Origin of the sequence: Schaalia sp. ZJ405, from assembly GCF_011038885.2 — a bacterium.
In the GTDB taxonomy this organism is placed as follows: Bacteria; Actinomycetota; Actinomycetes; order Actinomycetales; family Actinomycetaceae; genus Pauljensenia.
Map to the genome: position 1 here is coordinate 2,329,411 of NZ_CP064952.1, position 16,551 is coordinate 2,345,961.

Here is a 16,551-nt window from a genome sequence, read left to right on the forward strand (position 1 = left end):
GTTTCGGTGAAGAACACACCCGCGGATAGGTAAAATCCCCCTATGAGTAGCAACGAACCGATGCGCCCCCGGCTCATCGACGTTGCGCGTCAGGCAGAGGTCTCACTTGCAACAGCATCGCGTGCTCTCGGGCGCGGATCTGAACTCATTGCCGCGAAAACCCGAGATCACGTGCGTCAAGTTGCCCAGCAGATGGGCTACCAAGTCAACCCCATCGCCCGTTCCCTCAGGCTTGCGTCAACGCGCCAAGTCGGGATGGTTGTCCCCTCGATTTCCAACCCGTTCTTCATGGAACTCGTCGTTCAAGTCGAACATTCCCTCGCCGAACGTAACCGCTCTCTGCTGCTGTGCGACTCGCGGATGTCGGTGGCGAACGAGGACAATCTCCTTCGCGGCTTCGAATCCGGTGCCGTTGACGGACTAATCATCGCTCCATGTCACGAAACTTTTTCGACTCCCGCACTTGAGCGAGCCGCCGCCCACGTGCCAACGGTTCAGCTCGACCGCGCCGTTCAGTCTGACACGATCCCTATGGTCGGCGTTGATGACCGTCACGGAACGCGCACAATTCTCACCCACGTCAAGGAACTCGGCGCCCAATCAATCGCGATCCTGTCCAACACCGGTTCCAACCTGTCCTCTGTGACGCGTAACCTCCAGGCCCGTGAATGCGCCGAAGAGTTCGGCTTGGAACTCGCTGACGCAAACGTCATCGCCTGCAATTTCTCCGTCGAATCCGCTGAGGCGGCCGTCGGACAGCTCATCGCCCGAGGTCCCCTCCCCGACGCAATCATCTGCCTCAACGACCTCCTGGCGATCGGCGCGATCACCGCCCTTCGCCGACACGACGTGGCAATCCCCGAGGATATTCTTGTCACCGGATTCGATGACATTCAGTTCGCGCAGCTCATGCGCCCATCGGTGACCACACTGCGTCAACCCCTACAAAAGATCGCACAGATGGGCGTTGATCTGCTCTTGGGCGAGAACCCTCTCAACACCGACGACGCCAGTGCCGATAGCCTCGCAGCCCACGCTACGTCACGTCGCTACACGATCCCGGGCAAACTCATCATCCGAGAGTCCACCGTTCTTTCCTGACCGTCTAACGGTCATACGCCTTACCCGCGCCTCGCCCTCGTCACCATCTGCCGCGCCCCTAGGCCACGAGCGGGCACGGCAGAGGTGGCGAAAAGCCATGAGGTTTAATACGCAAGACCTTGGGGCTGCTCAGCCATGCTGGCCTCCTGTGGATTCACCACCTCGAAGTTATTGGCCTTGTAGGCGGCGTAGTCAAAGTTCTCGCACTCGTCATACCCGATCCGATGGTAGGCGTAGAAACCCTCCCAGTTTTCGTACCCCGACCCCAGTTCGGACTCAAGGAAAGCATCAGCCATTGCCATCCCCGTGCGTTCGGCAACGTAGAACGCTCCCATCGCCAGGAGATTCGCATTGTTGGCCGCTGCTGCCCGTCGGGCGGAAGCAACCGTCTCGCACACCGCAGCGTGAACATGAGGAACCTTCGAGGCCGCAATGTGGATTCCCATTCCCGTGCCACAAAACGCCAGGGCACGCTCGAACTCGCCCTCGGCAATTCTCGCACCCAAGGAGAAGCCAACACGGTGATACATCGGTGTCTCCTCAAGCACCGGTGTTAAGTCCGTGACCGTCCAGCCGCGCTCCTCAAGGTGCGTTTTCACCGCTTCCTTCAGCGGAAAACCCGCAAAATCTGCGCCGACGACAACGTGTTTATTCCGAAGCGTTTTCATTGCCTCTTCCTTCTGTTCACAAGGGATGCTAGGGGATGACGTCCGCTGAGCTCATTTGTCGTGATGACGAAGAGCAAGACTCCACCCCAGATCAGCGGGCGGAAGAAATTGGAGATTCCGGAGAACATGTTGAGACCCGAGGACAGCACCTGAAGCATGATGATCGCCAGGACCACACCGCTGAGGCGGCCGCGTCCACCGTTGGGGTTAACTCCGCCGAGAACAACAATGAGAACCGTCAGCAACGTGTACGACTCGCCGTAGTCGGCTTTCGCGGAATTGTAGTTCGCCAACATGACGAGGCCGGCGATGGCAGCCATGATTCCCGAAAGAATGTAGGTACGCATCAGCAGCGAGGTGATCTGCATTCCGGAGAACCGCGCTGCCGTCTCATTCGTTCCGAGCATGAGAATTTTTGTTCCGAAACTCGTCATGGACACGATGAGTCCCGCGATGATTGCGCAGATGATGAAGACAACGAGCGGCATTGGAACAACACCGCCAAGCTTCGCCGCGAACACCGAACCGTAGGCCGCAGGCAGGCCGGACACCGGCTTTCCCTTCGTCAGGATGATCGCGACACCGCCAAACAACTCCAGCGTTCCCAGCGTTGCAAGGATCGGCGGAACCTTGAGTTTCGACACGAGGAAGCCGTTGAGCGCGCCGCACACCGTTCCCACAGTCACAGCGATGACCAGGGCACAGACGGTGGCCAAAGCCATCTGTCCTGCGGAGGCGTCACCTGAAAGGATGTTGCGTAGAACCAGTGCGGTGCAGATGGATGTCACGTTCGCGATCGCAACAACCGACAGGTCGATGCCTGCGGTGAACATCGTGAACATGACGCCTAGCGACATCAGACCGAATTCGGGAAACTGAACGGCCATCGACTGCCAGGTGCGCAACGCGAAGAATGGACCGGTGCGGACGACCGCGAAGAACACGAGCAGAAGAATAAGGACGATGACCAGTCGCGTCATGTACGGGTCTCGCAAGAACACGCGTGGAAGAGCGAATCGTTTCTGCGTGGTTTGAGTCTGTGTACTCATGGATTGTCTCCTCACGCCGGGGTGAGCTGTCGGGATTTGGAACGGGCAACCTGCATTGCTGAAACACCGGTTCCCACGATGATCAGCAGACCCAGGGCGAATCCCTGCCAGAACGTCGGAATCCCCGTGAGGATCATTGAGTTCTGAACAATAACGATGAGCAAGGTCCCCAACATGACACCTGTGAGGGAACCGGTTCCGCCGGTGATGGCCGTTCCACCGAGGACGACCGCGGCAATGACCATCATCTCCATGCCCAATAGGTTCGTCGGGTGCATCTGCCCCATTGACGTTGTACGAACCATGCCCGCGAGCGCAGCGATCACCCCAACGATGACGTAGAGCCAGAACTTTGTGCGTTTGACCTTGAATCCGGCGCGTTCTGCCGCTGACTCATCGCCACCGATGGCGAAAATTCCACGTCCAAACATCGTGTATTTCGTGATGATATAAGCGACGATCACCACGGCAACGAGGATGAGGAATGACACCGGCATCGCCGACTTCAGGCCCGACACAGGATTCGTCGCAACGAAGAGGGACGATGCGCCGAATTCTTTCATCGATGTGGGGATGTTGGGGATCTGCACGGAGTTGAGCGCACCCTGCATGAAACCGGAAAAGACATTCGCTGTGCCCAGCGTAATGATGAGCGTCGGCACCGTCATCCACGATGTGAAGAGGCCGTTGAAGGCTCCCAGCGCCGCACCGAAAATCATCGCGATGATAAAGGGCACAATCACCGGGCCATCGAAACCGTTGTCAACGAGTATCCGCGTTGTCGCGTAGACCGCAAGTGAGGCCAACGCCGGGAATGACACGTCGATTCCTCCTGAGACGAGGACGAGGTGCGCAGCGACTCCGAAGAGGCCGGGAACGACCATCGCGTTGGCGAGGTCGACGATGTTATTCACGGTGAAGAACTGTCCCGATCGCATCTGAATGATCAATGCGAGAACAATGATGACGACAAAAACCCAAAACTCATTCGCTTTGAGAATGCGTCCGGTGAGTTTCTCTTTCATCACGCCACCCCTTTCGTTTCCGGTGCTGCCTGCGGGCGCTCGCGCTCGCCGGCGTCGATCTCCGCGGTGTCTCGCGCCATGAGTTCGGCAAGTTCCTTCTCCGTTGTTGTTGCGGGGTCAACGCTTTCGCGGAGTTTGCCGCCACGCATAATCCACACGGATGAGCAATTTGTCAGGACCTCGGCAATGTCGTCAGAAATGATGATGATGGCCATTCCTTCGGCTGCGAGATTGCGCAAGATGGAGTGAATGGTGAACTTAGAACCGATGTCGACGCCTACCGTGGGGCCATTGAGTATCAGCACATCCGGCCCTGTGGCCAGCCACTTTGCGAGGACGACTTTCTGCTGGTTGCCACCCGAGAGCGTGTTGACCGCATTATCGGGATCCGGCGTTGCGACATCGAGTTCCTTCACCCAGCGTTTTTGGGCTTCGTCAATTCGTTGCCGGTCCATCACTCCCAGTGTCCGCGTGAAGTCGGACATCTGGGAGATGACAATGTTTTCGCCGATGGAGCGTGAAAGGAATAGTCCCTCGGTTAAGCGGTCCTCGGGGACGTAGGCGATTCCCGCGTCAATCGCGTCGGTGATCCGCCGCAGAGTGACGTCTGTGCCTTTAACGGTGATCGTGCCCGAATCTGCTCGGATCGCCCCGAAAAGTGCCAGCGCCAACTCGGTTCGTCCCGACCCCAAAAGCCCGGTGATTCCGAGAATTTCTCCGGCGTGCAAGTCAAAGGAGACATCCGTGAATGCGTTGGTGACGGACAGGTTCTTCACTGACAAGACCGGATCTGTGGTCATCGTCGACGCGTCCGCTTGGAAACGAACTTCCTCGAAATCGCGGCCCGTCATGTATTGAGCGAACTTGTGTCGATCCAACTCATCGCGGTGGCACGTGATGACTTTTTCACCGCTTCGTAGAATGGTAAAGCGTTCGGAAATCTCAAAGACTTCTTCAAGTTTGTGTGAAACGAAGAGAATCGCGATTCCGCGTGCTTGAAGATCGAGAATGATCTTGAACAGCGAGGCAACTTCGCGCTTCGTCAACGCCGTTGTCGGCTCATCCATAATGATGAGTTTCGCGTCCGACATCAGTGCCCGACAGATCGCCACAAGCTGCTTATCGGCAACGGACAGGTCCGCAACCGTGGCGTCGAGGTCCACGGCGAAACCAATTTTGGCTACGGCTTCTTCGGCAATTCTTCGGAAGCGTTTCCAATTGACCCATCGGTGTCCCGCAGCCACCTCGGTGGTCAACGCCAAGTTCTCCATAACCGTGAGGTTGGGGAAGACCGAGAAGTCCTGGTAGATCACTTGGATGCCTGCGTCAATCGCCTCAAGTGGCGTCAGGCTATTCCACGTGTGGCCCGCAATGTCAATGGTTCCTGACTCGGGAGTATGCACACCCGAAATCACTTTGATCAGGGTGGATTTCCCCGAGCCGTTTTCGCCGGCAAGGCAGTGAATCTCACCGGGAGCAATATCGAGATTAATGTTTTTGAGAGCATGAACACCGGCGAAGGATTTATTGATGTTCTTCACCGAAAGAAAGGGGGCTTCCATATGCGTTCCTTTCAGCCCGCCACGGGCGTGTCCGGGCGACGCAGCCGCGCCACCCGGACACGCAGTCTGGGTTATTCGCAGTCACTCGCAGTCACTGGTCATCTTCGTCGGCAACCGCGGTGACCACGATCAGAATCCGAAGCTGTCGACGTTGTCCTTGGTGATCTGGATCCACCCGTCACCCTCAAGAACCTTGGTGGAACCTTCGGCGAACTTCATCGCCTTGTACCCGTCAAGCCCCAAATCAAGCGGCGCTTCGATCTTCTCGCCCTTGAGGATCTTCGTTGCCAGCGCAGCCATTGCATATCCCGCATCCGCCGGGTCCCACAGGGTAAGAGCTGCAACTGATCCTGCCTCAAGAATGTCCTTATTCGCAGCGGGCATCCCTGTTCCCGCTGTGAAGACCTTGCCCTTGAGTCCAAGCTCGTCAATGGCACGTGCAACACCCGGGGCGTCAAAGGACGAGGTTCCCAGGACGCCCTTAATTTCGGGGTACTTCTTCAGGACTTCTTTGGCAACCTGGTAGGCGGTTTCACCATCATCCTGTGACTCCACACGAGGCTCGGCCTCGAGCAGAGTCATCTTCGGGTAGGCCTCCTTCTGGTGCTTGACGGCGCCATCGGCCCACTCATTGTGCGAGGCATTCGTTACGTGACCGACCATCGTCGTGTACACACCTTCCTCGCCCATTGCCTCGGCGAGGTTATCCATGATGAATGCGCCATACTTTTCATTGTTGAACGCTTCGATGTCATACATCGTGTTTTCTTGGCTCGCACCTTCGTGGGTGACAACAACGATTCCCGCGTCCATCGCTTCTTTGAGTACGGGCTCGATGGCTCCCGGGTCAACAGGAACAACGCCGATCGCGTCTACCCCCTGAGCGATGAGGTCCTGGATCACCTGAGCCTGCATCGTTGCATCGGTCTCAGCTGGGCCCTTTTGGTAGACGTTCATTCCCGTCTCTTGGGCGTACCTCTTCACGCCGTCTTCCATCCGGACGAACCACGGGTTTGTTGCGTCCTTCGGGACGATGGCGATTTCATAGTCGCCATCAGACTTCGGGCCTTGAGCGCTACCCGATTGACCGTCTCCGCCTCCTGTAGAGCACGCTGCAATTGAGAGCGCAAGTGCGCCTGTGAAAACGATTGCACCAGCTCGCGCAAATACCGACTTCATCATGACTCCTTGTCGATTCACATCATCGTTGATGAGACCACTGATCTGAAGAATGATCTGAAGAACGCCAGATTCTTCTCAACCGCACAAGAGTCACCTCGTCCTCGTCTTTAAGGGCGGCCCTGCGCTCTCGCGTGGTCGATACAGGAACTGTACTCTGGGCACCCAGCTATCGGTACACTCACCGTGCGAAGCGTTGTGCAATCGTTATCATTCGCGAGATTTCGCAGAAGTATGCATGACGCATCCAGCATGACATCTTTGCGTGATTTTTCAACCATCGCATGTCCACCGGTGCCACCTCGTCCTCGTTACCCGCATAGGTCCACGATAAATACCCGCGTTCGGGCACGCACGGATCACGAAGGAATGTCCATCATCCACTGATTGGGCATATTCGCTCGCCGGGCAAAGTAGTGGCAAACTTAGGGTGTGTTGCCCAGCGCACACATCCATTCCAAACGAAAAGGAAGGTCCAGTGAGCACGCAATCGCATCCGGACAGTCATCAGCAGGGCCCCCAGGGCAATCGACTCGACACGTGGTTTGACGCCTACGCCGAACGAGCACACAACCTGCGAGCTTCCGAGATCCGCGCGCTCTTCTCCGTGGTGTCCCGCCCCGAAGTTGTTTCTTTGGCCGGCGGTATGCCCAACCTCGAAGACCTCCCGCTGCCCAACCTCGCTGAATCCGCAAAGTCCCTGATCCTCAACCACGGCACCCAAGCGCTTCAATACGGCTCGGGCCAGGGCTGGGAACCGCTGCGTTCGCAGCTTGCGGAAATCATGACGTACGACCACATCATCGGTGCCGACCCAGACGACATTGTCGTGACAACGGGGTCGCAGCAGGCGCTTGACCTCATGGCGGAGCTTTTCATCGATCAGGGCGACCTCGTCCTCGCCGAATCGCCATCGTACGTGGGTGCTCTTGGCTGTTTCAGGGCACGCCAGGCCGAGGTCGTTCACGTACCAATGGATGAACACGGCCTGATCCCCCAGGCCCTTGAGGAAACAATCCGTCATCACAAAGCTCAGGGACGTCACATCAAGTTCCTCTACACGATTCCGAACTTCCAAAATCCCGCGGGTGTTTCCCTCTCACTTGAGCGCCGCCCGCAGATTACCGAGATCTGTATGCGCGAGCACATCCTCATCCTTGAGGACAACCCGTACGGCTTGCTCGGTTTCGACGCGGATCCACTGCCTGCGCTTCACTCATTCAGCCCCCAAGGGGTTGTCTATCTGGGATCGGTCTCGAAGATTTTCGCCCCCGGAATGCGCGTCGGGTGGGCGCTGGCACCGCATGCCATTCGTGACAAGCTCATCCTCGCGTCCGAAGCGGCGATTCTTTCGCCGACGATGTTCGGTCAGATGTTCCTTTCGCAGTATCTCTCCGATTATGACTGGTACGGGCAGGTCAAGGTCTATCGCTCAATGTATCGCGAGCGGCGCGATGCAATGGATGCCGCTCTGCGTGACTTCATGCCCGATTGCACGTGGACAAAACCCGAAGGCGGCTTCTACACGTGGGTTACCCTCCCTGAGGGACTCGATGCGAAAGCGATGCTCCCGCGTGCGGTCCGCGCTCAAGTCGCCTACGTATCTGGAACTGCTTTCTACTACGACGGTCAAGGCTCCAACCATATGCGTTTGTCCTTCTGCTACCCCACGCCCGAACGTATTCGTGAGGGAATCCGACGCCTTTCCACGGTTGTCAACGCCGAAAAGGAGTTGGTCGACATGTTCGGGGCCTCGTCTTCGTCTGCTACCTCCAGGAGTGCGCAATGACCACGAAAGTTCTCATCATCTCCGGTGGCCTCACCCACGAGCGCGACGTCTCCGTTCGTTCCGGCCGCCGCGTTGCCAATGTTCTCGCGCACGCGGGTTTCGATGTGCACGTCAGTGACCTCGACGATCAGTTAGTTCACGTCATCGATTCCTTCCGTCCCGATGTGATCTGGCCTCTCGTTCACGGTTCCATTGGCGAGGACGGATCCCTTCAGACCCTGCTTGAATCCTCTGGAATCCCCTTCGTTGGAACTTCATCGATTCAGGCGATGCTCGCGTCGAATAAGCCGAGCGCAAAGGCGTTGCTCGCATCTTCTGGGATGTCGACGCCGGGTTGGGTCACGCTCCCTCAGGCTCTTTTCCGGCAGTTGGGTGCGGGGAATGTTCTCGATGTCGTTGAGCGGGCAGTTGAGTTCCCCGTTGTTATTAAGCCAACAGACGGTGGCTCCGCACTGGGAATTTCAACGGTGAACTCGTCCTCGGCCCTTCGCTCTGCGATGGTCGATGCCTTTGCCTACGGCGAAAAGGTCATGGTTGAGCAACTCATTGAGGGACGCGAAGTGGCTGTTTCCGTTGTCGACCTGGATGACGGTCCGGTCGCACTGCCTCCTGTTGAGATTTCAACAGACGATGGTCGGTACGACTACGACGCTCGATACACGACGGACGAAGCCGAATACTTTGTTCCAGCCCGACTTGACGAGGCAGTGCTCGATGAACTCCGTTCATCCGCCATTCAGGCTCACGTCATTTTGGGTATGCGCGATCTGTCTCGAATTGATTTCGTTGTCGATGCGGGCGGCGTGTGTTGGTTCATTGACGCCAATGTGTCGCCGGGAATGACCGATACGTCGCTCTTCCCTCAGGCTGCCGATGCTGACGATTCCTTCGCTACGTGCTGCGCCCGAATTGTCGAGTTCGTTGCAGGTGGCCGTCAGGTACCGACCGAGGACGAGTCCTAACAAGGGCGAGCTGCACTCTGTGCAGATGTTCTCTCGGTGAAGGGTGTTTTATGCGGACTTCGTCGAGGTGACGGGCAGGATTCCACGTGAAACGAGTTCCTCGCGTACCTGCGCGGCGCTCTCCCAGATGATTCCACCCATCCCCAGCAGTTCCGCAGCTCTGACGTTCCGCTTGCGATCATCAATGAAGATCAGTTGATCCGCGGGAACACCCATTTGCTTCACGGCCTCTCGGTAGATTCCGCGGCTTGGTTTATTCACGTGATGCTCGTGGGAAAAGATCAATTCATCAAAGGGCTTCGCCCACGCGGTCTTCCGAATCTCCTCGGCAATTGACTTCGGAGCGTTCGAGAGGATCCCCAGACGAACCCCTTCGGCATGGAGCTCATTAATGAGAGCGACCGTGATGTCATCTGGATGATGCATACGCGCAACATCATGCGCAACTAATTGTGAAAGTACGTGATCCGTGACTTCGGCTTTCCCACAGTCCCCGGCGACCTGATCCCAAAACTCTCGATCTGAGCATCCGGCATCATAGGAATCACGGTGCGCCCACATCGCCTGGTCGACGAGGCTGACCAATGATGGCGCACCATCTCCGATAAGGTTCGCAACAAACTGGGGATCTGGATGCGCCTTAACGATGACGCCTCCCACATCAAAGAGCAGTGCCTGGCTTGCAGCGTCCTTAGCCATTCCACTCCCTCCTTCATGCGGGACACTGCCATTCTCCGTCGGAGACGACGGGCTAATCAAGTTTGGTGATTATTCGCACCTCTATGCGAGCACGGTCCACGAAGCCCTGCGTCGTGTGTGGTGGCCTTCCTTTGACGATGAACTTTAGTGGCCAATAAGGTCGGCAATCCTGAGAAGATCGTCCTGGCCAGCGAATTCGATGATAATTTTCCCCTTTGTGCGGCCCTCTGAGATTGTCACCCTCGTGTCGTAAAGATCTTGAAGTTTGGCAACAACCTGTTCTCCTAGAGGCGAGGTCGTCTTATGAATACGGGCACGCTGAGGTTGCGGCTTCTTGATCTTGCCTAAACGAACAAGCTCTTCGGTTGTCCTCACCGACAGACCTTCCGAAACGATTCTGTCTGCAAGGCGCTCCATGTCTTCAGCTGACTCAAGTGAAAGCAATGCTCGGGCGTGTCCCGCCGAAATGACCTGAGCGGCGACCTTTGTCTGAACTTTAGGCGGCAGTTTGAGGAGTCTCAGTGTGTTGGCAATCTGTGGACGCGACCGCGCAATGCGCTTCGATAGCTCTTCCTGTGTGGCCCCGAAGTCGGCCATGAGCTGCGCATATGCCGAGGCCTCTTCCAGGGGATTCAGTTGTGCACGATGAAGGTTTTCAAGGAGTGCGTCCCGGAGAAGATGATCATCCTCAGTCTGTCGAACAATCGCCGGGATTGTTTCCCGACCCGCAAGGCTTGAAGCACGTAGGCGACGCTCACCCATAATGAGCTCGAATCGGGCGCCCGGATATTCATCGAGTTTTTCCTCGGGTACCGATCCCGGAAGAACTGGTCGAACGATCACGGGTTGCAAAACGCCCACTTCGCGGATCGATGCCGAGAGTTCCTCGAGGTCCTCCTCGTCAAACACGGAACGCGGCTGCTTCGTATTTGGCATGATCTGATCAATGGGAATTTCGGCATACGCGGCTCCCGGAACCGGCACCAACTCTGGCGTATCAGCCGTTGTTTTCCCGGTGTTTCCGCTCGTTTCCGCGGAGTGGCTCGGTGTCGTATCAGTCAATGTTTCACGTGAAACATTTTCATCGGCACCATCGAGGACCTCTGCGAACAGCTTTGTGCGATCCGCATCGGTTGTGTCCGACTGCTTCACCTGACGACGACTGGGCTTTTGTGTGGCCGTCCCTGAACCCGCAGACCTAGTGATCTGCTCGTTCCGTTTGTGAGGACGAGAATGGACCGATGTCTTCGCATCAACCACTGGATCTGTCAGTTGTTCATCACTGCCGTCGTTCCGGAGTGGTGCGTCGTCTTCCGCAATCGGAGATGAACCACTGCGCGCGGCTCGTGGCTTTGGGACAAGAAGATCACGGGCTGATCCACCACGACGTCGCCCGTGTGACGCCGAGCTCGACGAGTTCGGAAAGAACACATCGAGCGGATCGCGAGTGGCATCGCCAGATTGCGAGGTGTTGTCCGTGACAGCGGTGGGGATCAACGCCCCCAGTCCACGCCCAAGCGCGCTATGCCGAGAATGAGTTTTCGGAGACTGTGCCTCCGATGAATTCTTCTGTGCTGCCATGACCCCTCCGTACGACTTCCATCCAATTGTTTCACGTGAAACATTCACTGGCCACATCGCCAGATATGCACACGTATTAACTCACGAACCACACGATCCGAAGCACAGACGGCCACATCACTATATCCGCGCCGCGAACCGGATGACCTTTCGCTATACCCCAGTCTCAAGACGAAGACTCAACTCCAACGCCGCCTTCCGATAGGCCACCGCGCCCGAACCTTTAGGCTCGTATGTCACAACGGTCTGGGCATACGAGGGCGCTTCAGAAACACGAACTGACCGAGGGATCACGGTCTGAAGAACAAGATCTGAGAAATGTTCCCGGACCTCAGCCTCAACTTCTTCACTCAAGCGAGTTCTGCGATCAACCATTGTCAAGAGCATCGTTGACACGCGTAACTTCGGATTAAGCGTCTGGGAAATCCGCTCGATCGTTGTCCACAACTGAGAGAGACCCTCAAGTGCGTAGTATTCCGTCTGGATGGGGATGAGCACCTGATCTGATGCAACCATGACATTGAGGGTGACGAGGCCGAGCGACGGCGGACAATCGATCAGGATCACATCAACATCGCGATGGGTCGCAAGGAACGCATCCACGGCGTGCGCCAGAAGAAATTCCCGCTGGCTAACATCGACCAACTCGATCTCTGCACCCGAAAGATCAATCGTTGACGGACACACCCGTAAACCCGGAACCGTGGGGCAATCCTGAAGAACCTCTTCAAGCGAATTGCGACCAATGACGACATCGTACGTCGATGGGGTACCGGTCGGATGATCGATTCCAAGCGCGCTCGACGCGTTCCCCTGAGCATCGGCGTCAATGACAACGACATTCAACCCACCCAAGGCCAGACCGGCCGCGATATTCACCGCTGACGTGGTCTTACCGACACCGCCTTTTTGATTGGCCACAGCAATCACCTGCGTGCGGCCCGGTCTGCCGAATCGGGCGTGTTCAACTTTCTTCAAGTCACTGAGATTGCGCGCAACCTGCGTCAGAAGGGGAAAGTCACCCTGATTTTCCGTTTCCACCGAACCACCTTCCGAATCCGTAACATCCAGTCTACGGACCACCTCATGCAGATACGTTCCGACGACGAGAGCTTGGAACGAATGATGTCGATAAAGTGCCAGACATCACACGCGTGTGCACACGACGATATACGTCGATTCCTCTTCCATGATCGATGGCACCTCATGAATCTGCGCAGCTAGGTGATGGCGTTTCAGCTCGGTTGCGGCCTCGTCAACTTCAATCGCCGCGCGACGACCCTTCAATGCCACCAGTCGACCGCCGGGGGCAATGAGTTTCGACGTCATCCGGATCAGCTTCGACATATTCGCCACGGCCCGTGCCGTCACGACATCCGCTTTACCCTTCCCACGCAGTTCTTCAGCGCGCGCCTGATGAATCGTCACATTGTCCAGACCTAGAGTCTCGACAACATCCATCAGCCATTCGCACCGTCGCAACATCGGCTCTGCCAAATGAACGTCAAGATCTGGTCGAGAAATGGCAATGATAATGCCAGGGAATCCTGCACCCGAACCAACATCGAGTACCTGCCCCTTCCGGGGAAGAAAATCGAGCACAGCCGCTGAATTCACCGCGTGACGCGACCACAGTCGCGTCATTTCACGCGGCCCAACGAGACCACGAATCTCGCCCTCGTCCTCAAGCATGTGGACGAACTCCTGGACATCACCAAACGCCGGTCCAAAGAACTCACGCACCGCGCCAGTGGCTTCCTCGGGGACGAACGGGTCACCGACCCGACGCTTGAGCGGATCACGCGACGCGTCAGCCGGCATCGCAGTCTCGTCAACCATCCGAAGAAACCTCAGTCCTCGTCCTCGTCCCCAGATTCGGCAGGAAGAATAACGACCCGGCGGTGCGGTTCAGTTCCCTCCGACTCCGAATGCAGGCCCTCACGAGCGACAACGTCGTGACACACCTTGCGCTCAAAGGGATTCATCGCCTCAAGTTTTTGTGGCTCTCCCGTCGAACGGAGCCGAGCAATCGCCTCAAGAGTCAGCTCCTCAAGCTCAGCCTTACGATCTGCGCGAAAACCCGCGATATCAAGCATCAGACGCGAACGTTCTCCGGTTTCCGTCTGAACGGCAAGCCGGGTGAGTTCCTGAAGAGCATCAAGAACCTCGCCATCTGCGCCCACGAGCTTCTCAAGCCGCCTCGTATCCTCCGAAACGATCTCAACCGAAGCTCGCCCATTGTCCACGTCGATCTCGATATCTCCATCAAGATCGGCGATGTCGAGAAGCTCCTCCAAGTAGTCGGCAGCGAGTTCGCCCTCGTCCTCAAGCTGTGCAATACGGTCCTTCTGATCTTCACTCATGACTCTAACGACCCTTTCCCTGCTCAGTGGCCCTTATTCTTTTGACGACGTGCCTTGCGGCGTTCCTGCCGTCGCTGTTCAATTTCCTCGGGGGTCAGCCCATTGTGCACCCCGGATTGCCGGGCGCGTGCCTGGCGTTCATTCTCTCGCTTCTCAGCTTCGCGCTGGCGCTCGGACTGACGCAGACGTTCTTCGCGTGAGAGTTTGCGAGACTGTTCGCGTCTAGCCTGCTGAGCACGCTTCTCCGCGGACTTCGTTGTGGCCTCTCTGACTCCGCGCATCCACATCTCGTCAGGCAAGGTCGTCCATGTCTGCGACGAAAGATTCCGATACACGCTCACCTTATCGCCGGCGCTCATCGTCTCGGGGAAGTCCGATGCGATCTTTTGACCTTTCGCCTTCGCCTGAACCTCCTTGAGCGTCTTCTCGTTAAGAGCAATGACGCGTTCATCCGTCGTGTTGTTAGGAAGAGCGGAACGCAGCTCGTCATACTCAGCGAAGAAGGGTTTCGCCCATTCCTGATATGCACGCTGACGACGCTCGACTAGCTCTGCGTAGGCCGGTGACCCCGGAGTCGGCATGACTTTGATCGTCCATAGTGACTGACCGAAAGCCCACAGTGACGCCGTCGCCATGTAAACAAGCACGCCCATCTGGAAGAAACCACCGGAGAAGACGTACATCAGCGGCATGACGTAGAGCATCGACTTTTGCGACTGCATCATCGGGTTGTTCTCGGCCGTGCTTGTTGGCATGTTCCGCGTCATCGTCATGCGCATTGACAGGAACTGCATGACAACCATGAAAATGATGAAGACAACGAAAATGACAACGGCAACGGGGCCATCGCCGGAGGTAATCGTGTGGGAGAGCCGCACGCCGAACACCGTTGATTCGTCGATTTCGCCGGCAACGCTCTTGTTGATCGGACCGAGGCTATCGGCTTTCTGACCGGCGAATTGGTATGTCCCGGTGGACAGGTCTTTGACCGGGTAGATCGCGCGATACATCCCGAAAAGAACCGGCATCTGAACAAGCAGCGGCAAGCACGAAGCAAAGGGGGAAACCTTGTGTTTCTTGTACAGAGCCTGAGTTTCCTCCGCCATCTTTTGACGGGACGCAGGATCTTTCTTCCCCTTGTACTTCGCTTGGATGCGCTGCATCTCAGGCTGCACGGCCTGCATCGAGCGCGAGGAGCGAATCTGACGTAAGAACAGCGGAAGAATCAGCACGCGCACGATGATCGTCAGCAAGACGATGGAAACCACCCACGCAGCACCCGGACCCTCACTCAAACCGATGAGTGTGAGGAAATCGTGGATCTTCATCCACACCCACGCAATCGCCACCGCGAAGGGGTGGATGATCTTTTCCATTAGCCCGAGCATTCGAACTCCTTCAGAACGGCTGGGCGCTCGTTGCACCCTGGGGTTGGCCGGCTTGCACCGGAAGTTTAGGGGAATTAAGAGGGACGAGGACGGACGAGCTTTCCTCTACGAGACCCATCGGGACAGGATATTCGATGTCGTCGGCGTTTCCCGCCCAGTCGTCGGGGGCAATCCACGGGTCTGGCCGCCAGCGTCCTCGGTCTGGGACATGATCGACACCGCCAAGGCTCCACGGATTGCATCTAAGCAGTCTCCATGTTGCCAGGATGATCCCCTTGATCACGCCGTGGACACTGATTGCTTCGACGGCATACGCCGAACACGTCGGTGCATACCGGCATCGTGGACCCAGAAGAGGGGACACCCATCGCTGGTACGCCCTAATTGGCGCAATTGCGGTAGTTCTCAGTACCCGTCGGACAAAGGGGAGAATCATCATCGTCGCTCCCACCTCGCCCATGCTCGCTCAAGGGTTCCGTCGAGGGTTCGCCCCAATTCCTCAGAGCTCTTCCCCAGAGCTTCCCCCGATACCCTGATGACGACGCGCGCGCCGCGCGGCAGATCGTCGATGCGTGAGCGCATGAGGTGACGAAACTGCCTTTTGACGCGGTTGCGTCCGGTGGCCCTCTGAATTTCTCGCTTAGGCACGACGAAACCGACGAGGCGGCTGTCGCTCTCCTCGTCGGTTCTGCAATGCACGACGATCAGCGGATTCCCAACACGTTTTCCTTGACGAAAGGTCTGTCGAAAATCCTCAGGGTCGACCATGCGGTGCGCGCGCGGCAGCACCTGTCTAAATTTCAGGCAGAGAGCTTAGCGCGACCCTTGCGACGACGGTTCGCCAGAATGGCGCGGCCGGCGCGGGTGCTCATGCGCAGACGGAATCCGTGCACCTTGGAACGGCGACGGTTGTTGGGCTGATAAGTCCGCTTGGTAGTCACTGCACTTCTCCTCGGGGCGAGCGGGTGTTGACTCTCCCGCTCATCGGTCATTGATCCTTCGGTGCTTTTTGGAGCACATACGGACTGCAAGCCTACGATTCACGGCCTGTGAGAGTCAATGTGACGGCCCTTCTTGTGACGAAGAACCCCTCGGTGAACAACAGCCGATATCGCTCGCGGTGCCACCGGGCAGGTTTCACGCTTATCCACAGCTGTGGATAAAGGTGTGGATACCTCTATCCAC

Annotated in this window: 17 protein-coding genes; 3 read left to right on the forward strand and 14 right to left on the reverse strand. The window is 57.1% G+C overall.

Annotation, left to right across the window (positions count from 1 at the left end; genetic code table 11):
- The first annotated feature begins 42 nt into the window (after nucleotides 1-42).
- The gene (locus G7Y41_RS09900) at nucleotides 43-1,101 is read left to right on the forward strand and encodes a LacI family DNA-binding transcriptional regulator (protein ID WP_165216901.1); all 1,059 of its coding nucleotides are present in this window, start codon (nucleotides 43-45) and stop codon (nucleotides 1,099-1,101) included.
- A gap of 104 nt (nucleotides 1,102-1,205) precedes the next feature.
- Here G7Y41_RS09900 and G7Y41_RS09905 read toward each other — a convergent pair whose 3' ends face one another.
- From G7Y41_RS09905 to G7Y41_RS09925, 5 genes are all read right to left on the reverse strand, one after another.
- Nucleotides 1,206-1,769, reverse strand: a complete 564-nt coding sequence (locus G7Y41_RS09905) for an RpiB/LacA/LacB family sugar-phosphate isomerase (RefSeq protein ID WP_165315516.1) — start codon at nucleotides 1,767-1,769, stop codon at nucleotides 1,206-1,208.
- Nucleotides 1,766-2,818: an ABC transporter permease gene (locus tag G7Y41_RS09910; RefSeq protein WP_165315515.1), complete on the reverse strand. Its 1,053-nt coding sequence runs from the start codon at nucleotides 2,816-2,818 to the stop codon at nucleotides 1,766-1,768. The genes G7Y41_RS09905 and G7Y41_RS09910 overlap by 4 nt, the downstream gene beginning before the upstream one ends.
- A gap of 11 nt (nucleotides 2,819-2,829) precedes the next feature.
- Nucleotides 2,830-3,843 (reverse strand): ABC transporter permease, encoded by a 1,014-nt coding sequence (locus G7Y41_RS09915; RefSeq protein ID WP_165216907.1) that lies wholly within the window; start codon nucleotides 3,841-3,843, stop codon nucleotides 2,830-2,832.
- Complete coding sequence (locus G7Y41_RS09920; protein WP_165216909.1) at nucleotides 3,843-5,405, reverse strand: sugar ABC transporter ATP-binding protein; 1,563 nt, start codon at nucleotides 5,403-5,405, stop codon at nucleotides 3,843-3,845. Before G7Y41_RS09920 ends, G7Y41_RS09915 begins: the two co-directional genes overlap by 1 nt.
- A 129-nt stretch (nucleotides 5,406-5,534) precedes the next feature.
- Nucleotides 5,535-6,584 carry an autoinducer 2 ABC transporter substrate-binding protein gene (locus G7Y41_RS09925; RefSeq protein WP_165217793.1) on the reverse strand — a complete coding sequence of 350 codons (1,050 nt, stop codon included), beginning with the start codon at nucleotides 6,582-6,584 and terminating at the stop codon, nucleotides 5,535-5,537.
- Nucleotides 6,585-7,062: 478 nt separating this feature from the next.
- Here G7Y41_RS09925 and G7Y41_RS09930 point away from each other — a divergent pair, with 478 nt between their 5' ends.
- Together G7Y41_RS09930 and G7Y41_RS09935 are read left to right on the forward strand one after the other, a co-directional pair.
- Entirely contained in the window at nucleotides 7,063-8,373 is a 1,311-nt protein-coding gene (locus tag G7Y41_RS09930) for an aminotransferase-like domain-containing protein (RefSeq protein WP_165216911.1), read from the forward strand.
- Nucleotides 8,370-9,335 carry a D-alanine--D-alanine ligase family protein gene (locus G7Y41_RS09935; RefSeq protein ID WP_165216913.1) on the forward strand — a complete coding sequence of 322 codons (966 nt, stop codon included), beginning with the start codon at nucleotides 8,370-8,372 and terminating at the stop codon, nucleotides 9,333-9,335. The genes G7Y41_RS09930 and G7Y41_RS09935 overlap by 4 nt, the downstream gene beginning before the upstream one ends.
- 48 nt (nucleotides 9,336-9,383) lie before the next feature.
- Here the strand turns inward: G7Y41_RS09935 and G7Y41_RS09940 are convergent, their stop codons facing one another.
- The 9 genes from G7Y41_RS09940 to rpmH all read right to left on the reverse strand — a co-directional run bounded on the left by G7Y41_RS09940 (nucleotide 9,384) and on the right by rpmH (nucleotide 16,307).
- A complete protein-coding gene (locus G7Y41_RS09940; protein ID WP_165315514.1) occupies nucleotides 9,384-10,034 on the reverse strand; it encodes an HAD family hydrolase in 651 nt (216 codons plus the stop codon).
- Nucleotides 10,035-10,178: 144 nt separating this feature from the next.
- On the reverse strand, nucleotides 10,179-11,615 hold the full coding sequence (locus tag G7Y41_RS09945; RefSeq protein ID WP_165315513.1) for a ParB/RepB/Spo0J family partition protein: 1,437 nt from the start codon (nucleotides 11,613-11,615) through the stop codon (nucleotides 10,179-10,181).
- Between the two features lie 153 nt (nucleotides 11,616-11,768).
- Nucleotides 11,769-12,656 carry a ParA family protein gene (locus G7Y41_RS09950; RefSeq protein ID WP_165315512.1) on the reverse strand — a complete coding sequence of 296 codons (888 nt, stop codon included), beginning with the start codon at nucleotides 12,654-12,656 and terminating at the stop codon, nucleotides 11,769-11,771.
- A gap of 105 nt (nucleotides 12,657-12,761) precedes the next feature.
- Nucleotides 12,762-13,454: a 16S rRNA (guanine(527)-N(7))-methyltransferase RsmG gene (gene rsmG, locus G7Y41_RS09955; protein ID WP_231367297.1), complete on the reverse strand. Its 693-nt coding sequence runs from the start codon at nucleotides 13,452-13,454 to the stop codon at nucleotides 12,762-12,764.
- A gap of 11 nt (nucleotides 13,455-13,465) precedes the next feature.
- A complete protein-coding gene (locus tag G7Y41_RS09960) occupies nucleotides 13,466-13,978 on the reverse strand; it encodes a Jag family protein (RefSeq protein WP_165216921.1) in 513 nt (170 codons plus the stop codon).
- Nucleotides 13,979-14,001: 23 nt separating this feature from the next.
- The gene (gene yidC / locus G7Y41_RS09965) at nucleotides 14,002-15,366 is read right to left on the reverse strand and encodes a membrane protein insertase YidC (RefSeq protein WP_231367298.1); all 1,365 of its coding nucleotides are present in this window, start codon (nucleotides 15,364-15,366) and stop codon (nucleotides 14,002-14,004) included.
- Between the two features lie 10 nt (nucleotides 15,367-15,376).
- Complete coding sequence (gene yidD, locus G7Y41_RS09970) at nucleotides 15,377-15,802, reverse strand: membrane protein insertion efficiency factor YidD (protein ID WP_231367419.1); 426 nt, start codon at nucleotides 15,800-15,802, stop codon at nucleotides 15,377-15,379.
- Nucleotides 15,802-16,134 carry a ribonuclease P protein component gene (gene rnpA, locus G7Y41_RS09975; protein ID WP_231367299.1) on the reverse strand — a complete coding sequence of 111 codons (333 nt, stop codon included), beginning with the start codon at nucleotides 16,132-16,134 and terminating at the stop codon, nucleotides 15,802-15,804. Before rnpA ends, yidD begins: the two co-directional genes overlap by 1 nt.
- A gap of 32 nt (nucleotides 16,135-16,166) precedes the next feature.
- Nucleotides 16,167-16,307: a 50S ribosomal protein L34 gene (gene rpmH, locus G7Y41_RS09980; RefSeq protein WP_231367300.1), complete on the reverse strand. Its 141-nt coding sequence runs from the start codon at nucleotides 16,305-16,307 to the stop codon at nucleotides 16,167-16,169.
- Between the last annotated feature and the right edge of the window lie 244 nt (nucleotides 16,308-16,551).